This is a genomic window from Vibrio clamense (assembly GCF_050337905.1).
GTDB classification, from domain to species: Bacteria; Pseudomonadota; Gammaproteobacteria; order Enterobacterales; family Vibrionaceae; genus Vibrio; species Vibrio cortegadensis.
In genome coordinates, this window is record NZ_JAKJTJ010000051.1 from 1 (window position 1) to 5,604 (window position 5,604).

Sequence of the window (5,604 nt, forward strand, 5' to 3'; positions counted from 1 at the left end):
AACAATCTATTAAAGGTAGATATCTTACAATCTATTAAAGGTAGATATCTTCAGTACGCAAAGCATTTAGCGACAGGTTCTAGTGGTTGTTTTTATCGCTATATTATCGATAACTATGGTGGTTTGAGGCTTGGTTTTGTTATTGTCGATAATCCGAATGAAATGGAAAAGTACTACTTCAAAGAGTATCGGGCGGCTTACTTAGAGAACCCTCCGAAATCAAAGGTGGGCTAATGCCTAACAAAGCGTTTAAGACGGATTCCCAACGCTCGGCATTTTTAGTTTGCTTTGAATTTAGTGTTTACGGCACAATACTTTAGGTGCAGTGGTCTGCGTTGCTCACCACTTAACGCGGCGTTATATGCTTCAACGAAATATTAAATTGGGAGATTTATGTTTGAACCTATGATGGATATGGACACCGATGTATCGGTTCTCGTGATTGGGGTCGGTACTGTAGGATGTAGAATTACATCGTCAATTCAAGATACCATTGATGTTGACAAGCTCTATATACATACATCTCAAGTCGCCTTGAATGAGTGTTCCTATAGCTCCCCTGCTAGTGATTCACTACTTCTATCCGAACAGGTGTTCTTTTACGAACAAGAGTTGATTGGCAGGGTAAAAGAGCGAGATATTATTTTTGTCGTTGCTGGACTTGGTGGAGAAACAGGCAGTGTTGTTGCTCCCTATATTACTAGGCTGGTAAAACAAAGAAATATACTCTGTGTTGGTCTTTGCTCTTTTCCATTTGAGTTTGAAGGACGTTACAAGAAGAAACGCTCTCAACAGGCGTATTTATCGTTAGCTGAACATACAGACTCTCTTATTTGTATCGACAACGATAGATTCCTCGACTCAAACCTTAAAAGTAGTAAGTTACAAACTGCAGGTGATATTTTCCATGACTCAAACAATCACTTTAAGGCTGTGATCAAGGGGCTTTCTGAGTTAATCACACGCCCTGGAATGATCAATGTTGACTTAAAAGACATCCGTACAATGTTCTCTGATATGGGACTAGCCACAGTCGGGTATGGTATTGACCAAGGCGAACAACGCTCAGCTGATGCTGTCGCAAACTTATTGACCTCTCCAGCTATGAGTAGCGTTGATTTAACTAAGGCTCAAGGATGCTTAGTTAATATCACTGCTGGGCTAGATATGCGCTTAGATGAATTTGAAACTGTCGGCAATGCTGTGAAAAACATTATGGAGAATGATAATGCAGTTGTTGTAATAGGAACATCTTTAGACCCTGAAATGGTTGAATCTATTGAGGTAACAGTAATTATAACTGGACTTCCAGAATTACCGATCGATAAAAATATCTCACAAGACTTGTTCGACACTGTTACGTTATCAAAATCAATTGCTTTTGAGCCTCATCAAGCTAGTGCTGGGCTATCAATACTCTCGTATTTTAATGAGTTTCTTAATCAACAATATGCAGGTATTGAAGCTAAAGTAAGTATTAAGCAAGAAGGTGCAAATATAACTTTGGTGGTTGAAACTGCCTCTGGGGAAGTTGAAAAGATTGAGAAGTCACTTTATGAGTTCGGCTTGGTCGTAGTTAATAAGAAATCTCCTAGTGACGTACTTCAGTCAAAGATGGATGTAGAAAAGCTTCAAATGAAGCTTGAATTTGCCGAGCTTGAATTACGACAAAACGCGAGGCTTATTGCTAACTATGAGGCGGTCACTGGTGAATATAGACAGCGGATTTCCTCACTAGAAAGTCGTATGGAAGACCTTCAAAAGGTTATCTGTGATAGTTTGGTTACATCACAGGAGCTCCAAAAAATTCAATTGACTCAATCAGATCAATTACCTTTGGAATTGGTTTCTCTGCTTAAAGAGTACGGTTCATTGGATATGACACAAGATATAAAAGATTCTATTGAACTAAAAATACGTAGGGAAGTAAAAACCCAAGGGCAGGCAAGTAAGTTGAAAATGTTGGCAGAGAATACATTTTATGGTGTGGCTGGTAACTCTATGTATACATTACTTACTAGTATTTTAGCTACCTTACCTAGGTGACAACGCATATAACAAAGCATTTAAGACGGATTCCCAACGCTTGGCACTTTCGGCTTACTTTAGTTTAAGTGTTTATGTCACAATGGTTTAGATTGGGTGGGTAGCGTTGCTCACCACTTAATGCGGCGTTATATTGCATAAGATTCAAAGGGTTAAATTATCCGTTTATCTTTGTTCTGCGTTCGAGCTACACACCTGCTCGTTTCGTGAAAGTTGCCATCAAAATGACCATCGCACGTAGAAAGTGTGGCGGTTAATTAGGTGCAACGTCACGCAAGTCTCCTCGTTAGTAAGTTTCGCTGGCTCAAGTTCATTTTGCGCGGCTTCTTTTTCGTGGAAGTTAAATTGAAAATCGTGGCTTCAGCGCACTTTGCTGTCAGGTTTCTCGTGCGAATTCTTTGTCATTCTGGCTAATCGAATGGCTCTAATTTTAGCTCATTTCGCTTCTTAGCCAAGTGCGTTTTGTTGTCTATGATTGAGTTTCGAACTGTCCATTTTACTTCTGAGTTCAAAGTCAGTAGATTTGTAACCAATTCAGCATCTTGGCGCTAAACTTGGCTCTGTCGTGCGGGCAATATAACAAACAATTTAAGAGTGACTCCTAACGCTTGACGATTTCACTCCGATTTGAAATTTGTGTTTACGGTGCAATGGGTTAGCTTGGGTGTTATAGCGTTGTCGCACCTTAATTGGGCGTTAAATTAATAGGAATAATATGAAAAATAGAGGGCGCTTCCAAGCGCAAGGTATGAGATTAGAGGAGTCTGAACCATGGGCAAGAAATGGAGACTTAGGTGTAACTGAAAGTATTGATTTATTGAACAGCTTGGAAACTAACTTAAACCGTAAAGATCGTTCAATTCGAAAAAGAGAGTTTTCCAAAGCAAGGTCTTACGTTCAAGGTGCGAACGGAGTACAAGCTCAAGTTTCAAAGACATTTCGTGTTAAAAATACGAAATCAGAGCGTGTAGATATAGAAGTCTGTGCTGGTCGCGCTTTCGTAAAAGACAATGAGGTGCAACCGTGAGAGATGAAACCAACTTACCTTCAGATATAGACTCTTATGAGAGCTATGAAAAAGCTAAACGTTTTTGGCGTCAACTATTGAGTAATTTGACGTTTGACCCTGAAGTACAACGAACAACAGAAGGTATTTTCGAAAATATTCGTTATCACGTTCCAAAAATTAGAAATCGACGTAGATTTGTTGATGTTCATCAGTTTTCGAACATCTCTTTGGAAACTGACGGAAATCCAATTTTTTACTGTCAACTACATGATATCAATAAGTCACTACGGATAATTCAGGAAGAACAAACACATGATGGCATTCAAATCGGTGCTTGGGTAGAGAAGGCTAGTGAATACAAGGTCTATGACGAGTTAGTGCTTTCACTCGAACTAACGAGTGAAAGCTACCGTATTGTTAAGCCTTTGATATATTACTGGCTGTTTTATTGCGATGACGATGAAGAGATGGAACAGATTATCTCTCGCTTTATAAATTAATTTAACAATCTGTTTAAGAGTGATTCGCAACGCTTGGCATTTTTGCTATGCGTTGCGTTTTGTGTTTAAGGTGGTATACGGAAGTATCGGTATTGCGTTGCTCACACCTTAACAGGGCGTTATGCCTTTTGGGAGAAAATATGCAATTTTACAAACCAGATGAGTATCAGGTCTCTTGTGAAAATCTCTATCGTAAGTATGAACTTCAGATAGTCGCTTTACTTCCAGGCGCAACAATTGAGCATGTTGGAGCGTCTTCTATCCCTAATGCTGTATCTAAGGGAGACCTAGACATACTTGTTGGCGTTAACGGTAACGATCTAGAAAAAGCAGTGAAGTTACTTTCTACTTTAGGTTTCAACGAAAAATCCAATACGTTAAGAACTCCAGAGCTTTGCATGCTAGAAAATAGCTCAGGTGAAGATGTCGCTTTTCAAGTCATAGCAAATGGCTCAGAATTTGACTTCTTTGTGAGGTTTAGGGACAAGCTCCGTGAAAGCCCTGAGTTGGTTCAACAATACAATGAACTCAAAATGTCTTGTACAGGCTGGACTCACGAAGAGTATCGTCGAAAAAAGTCAGCTTTTATTGAGCGCGTTTTAAGACAGGCATAACAAAGCATTTAAGGCGGATTCCCAACGCTCGGCATTTTTGGTTTGCTTTAACTTTGGTGTTTACGGCATCATACTTTTAGTTCAGTGGCCTGCGTTGCTCACCACTTAATGCGGCGTTAGTTTGCAAAAGTAGAAAAGCGTTTTTGGTCAAAGAGCCTAGTCTGGTTTCTATGTTTTACACCTGTTCGTTGCTCAACCTCACGAACTTTCCGGTGGCACTATATTGGAAGTGTTTGTGGCAGGTTAGTCGCTTACTGGTTCTCTCGGTTTCGTAATGGTTCTTTTGCGCGGTTTCTTTTTCTTGGTATCTAACTCGATAACAAATGGCTTGGTCGTACTTGGTTGTCAGGTTTGTCGAATGAATCCTTTGCCAGCTAAGGTACTTCAAACTGTGGTTGTTTATCGCATGTCGCTTCTTAGCCAAGTGTGTTTTGTTGGCTAGGTTTGAGTTCTGTAGTTTTCAGTTTTACATTGTCGTTCAAAGCCAGTAGTTTTGTAACCAATTCAGCACCTTGGTACTAAACTTTGGCTGCATCATGTAGGCAAACTAACAAACAATTCAAGCAGACTGCCAACGCGTGGCATTTTCAGTTCCAAATAATTTGGTGTAATCGGTGCGTTGCTTTGAGTTGAGTATTGCGTTGGTCAGCAGCTTAATTGGGCGTTATGCGATTAGAGGAAAAACCAATGAGAGCACCATTTCAAGTATTAGTATTTCCGTATCAAATACTCAATGAACAGCCTCGTTACTTAATCGGAAAACGAAGTGATAATGGTGTATGGCAAGCTATTTCAGGGGGCGGTGAAGATAGTGAATCCATTATCGAGGCAGCAAAGCGTGAACTTAAAGAAGAAACTGGTTTAATTGGCTGTGATTGGCAGCAATTGGACTCAATGTGTATGCTCCCAAAAGTGTACTATTCTGGTCATGAAAATTGGACTAATCATCGGTTTGTAGTGCCTGAATATTCTTTTTCAGTTCGGGTGTCTACTGAGCCTCATCTATCAAATGAGCATACAAAATTTCGGTGGTGTGGTTTTCAAGAGGCTAGTGAATTTTTGGAATATGACTCAAACAGAATAGCCTTATGGGAGCTTAATCAAAGGCTTAATAGCACCCTTTGAAAAATCGCATAACAAACTGTTTAAGAGGGATTCGCAACGCGTGGCATTTTTACTATGCGTTGATTTTAGTGATTAAGGTGGTTTGCTGCGGCTTCGGCATTGCGTTGCTCACCCCTTAACAGGGCGTTAGTCGCTTTCTCGATCACAAGTATTAATGGAGTAATATATGAATGTACATGAAAAGCTAAATTACGTTGAATTTGGAGCAAAGGATCTAGCTGCAACGAAAGCTTTTTTCAGCTCTGTCTTTGATTGGTCATTTGTTGATTATGGTCCTGAATATGCGGCATTTTCGAATCAAGGTTTAGAT

General features: G+C 39.9%; 7 protein-coding genes. All 7 read left to right on the top strand.

What is annotated here, in order from left to right:
• On the top strand, positions 1-234 hold a 234-nt coding region (locus L4C39_RS19820), incomplete at its 5' end, for a hypothetical protein (RefSeq protein WP_429747692.1).
• Positions 235-393: 159 nt separating this feature from the next.
• On the top strand, positions 394-2,046 hold the full coding sequence (locus L4C39_RS19825) for a cell division protein FtsZ (RefSeq protein WP_429747694.1): 1,653 nt from the start codon (positions 394-396) through the stop codon (positions 2,044-2,046).
• A gap of 715 nt (positions 2,047-2,761) precedes the next feature.
• On the top strand, positions 2,762-3,073 hold the full coding sequence (locus L4C39_RS19830) for a hypothetical protein (protein WP_017049967.1): 312 nt from the start codon (positions 2,762-2,764) through the stop codon (positions 3,071-3,073).
• Entirely contained in the window at positions 3,070-3,555 is a 486-nt protein-coding gene (locus tag L4C39_RS19835; protein ID WP_429747696.1) for a hypothetical protein, read from the top strand. The genes L4C39_RS19830 and L4C39_RS19835 overlap by 4 nt, the downstream gene beginning before the upstream one ends.
• Positions 3,556-3,695: 140 nt before the next feature.
• The gene (locus tag L4C39_RS19840; protein ID WP_029203453.1) at positions 3,696-4,169 is read left to right on the top strand and encodes a GrpB family protein; all 474 of its coding nucleotides are present in this window, start codon (positions 3,696-3,698) and stop codon (positions 4,167-4,169) included.
• 687 nt (positions 4,170-4,856) lie between these two features.
• Positions 4,857-5,294, top strand: coding sequence for an NUDIX hydrolase (locus L4C39_RS19845; RefSeq protein ID WP_429747698.1), 438 nt, complete (start codon positions 4,857-4,859; stop codon positions 5,292-5,294).
• Positions 5,295-5,460: 166 nt separating this feature from the next.
• Positions 5,461-5,604: VOC family protein (locus tag L4C39_RS19850; protein WP_489686404.1), on the top strand; the 144-nt coding region annotated here is incomplete at its 3' end.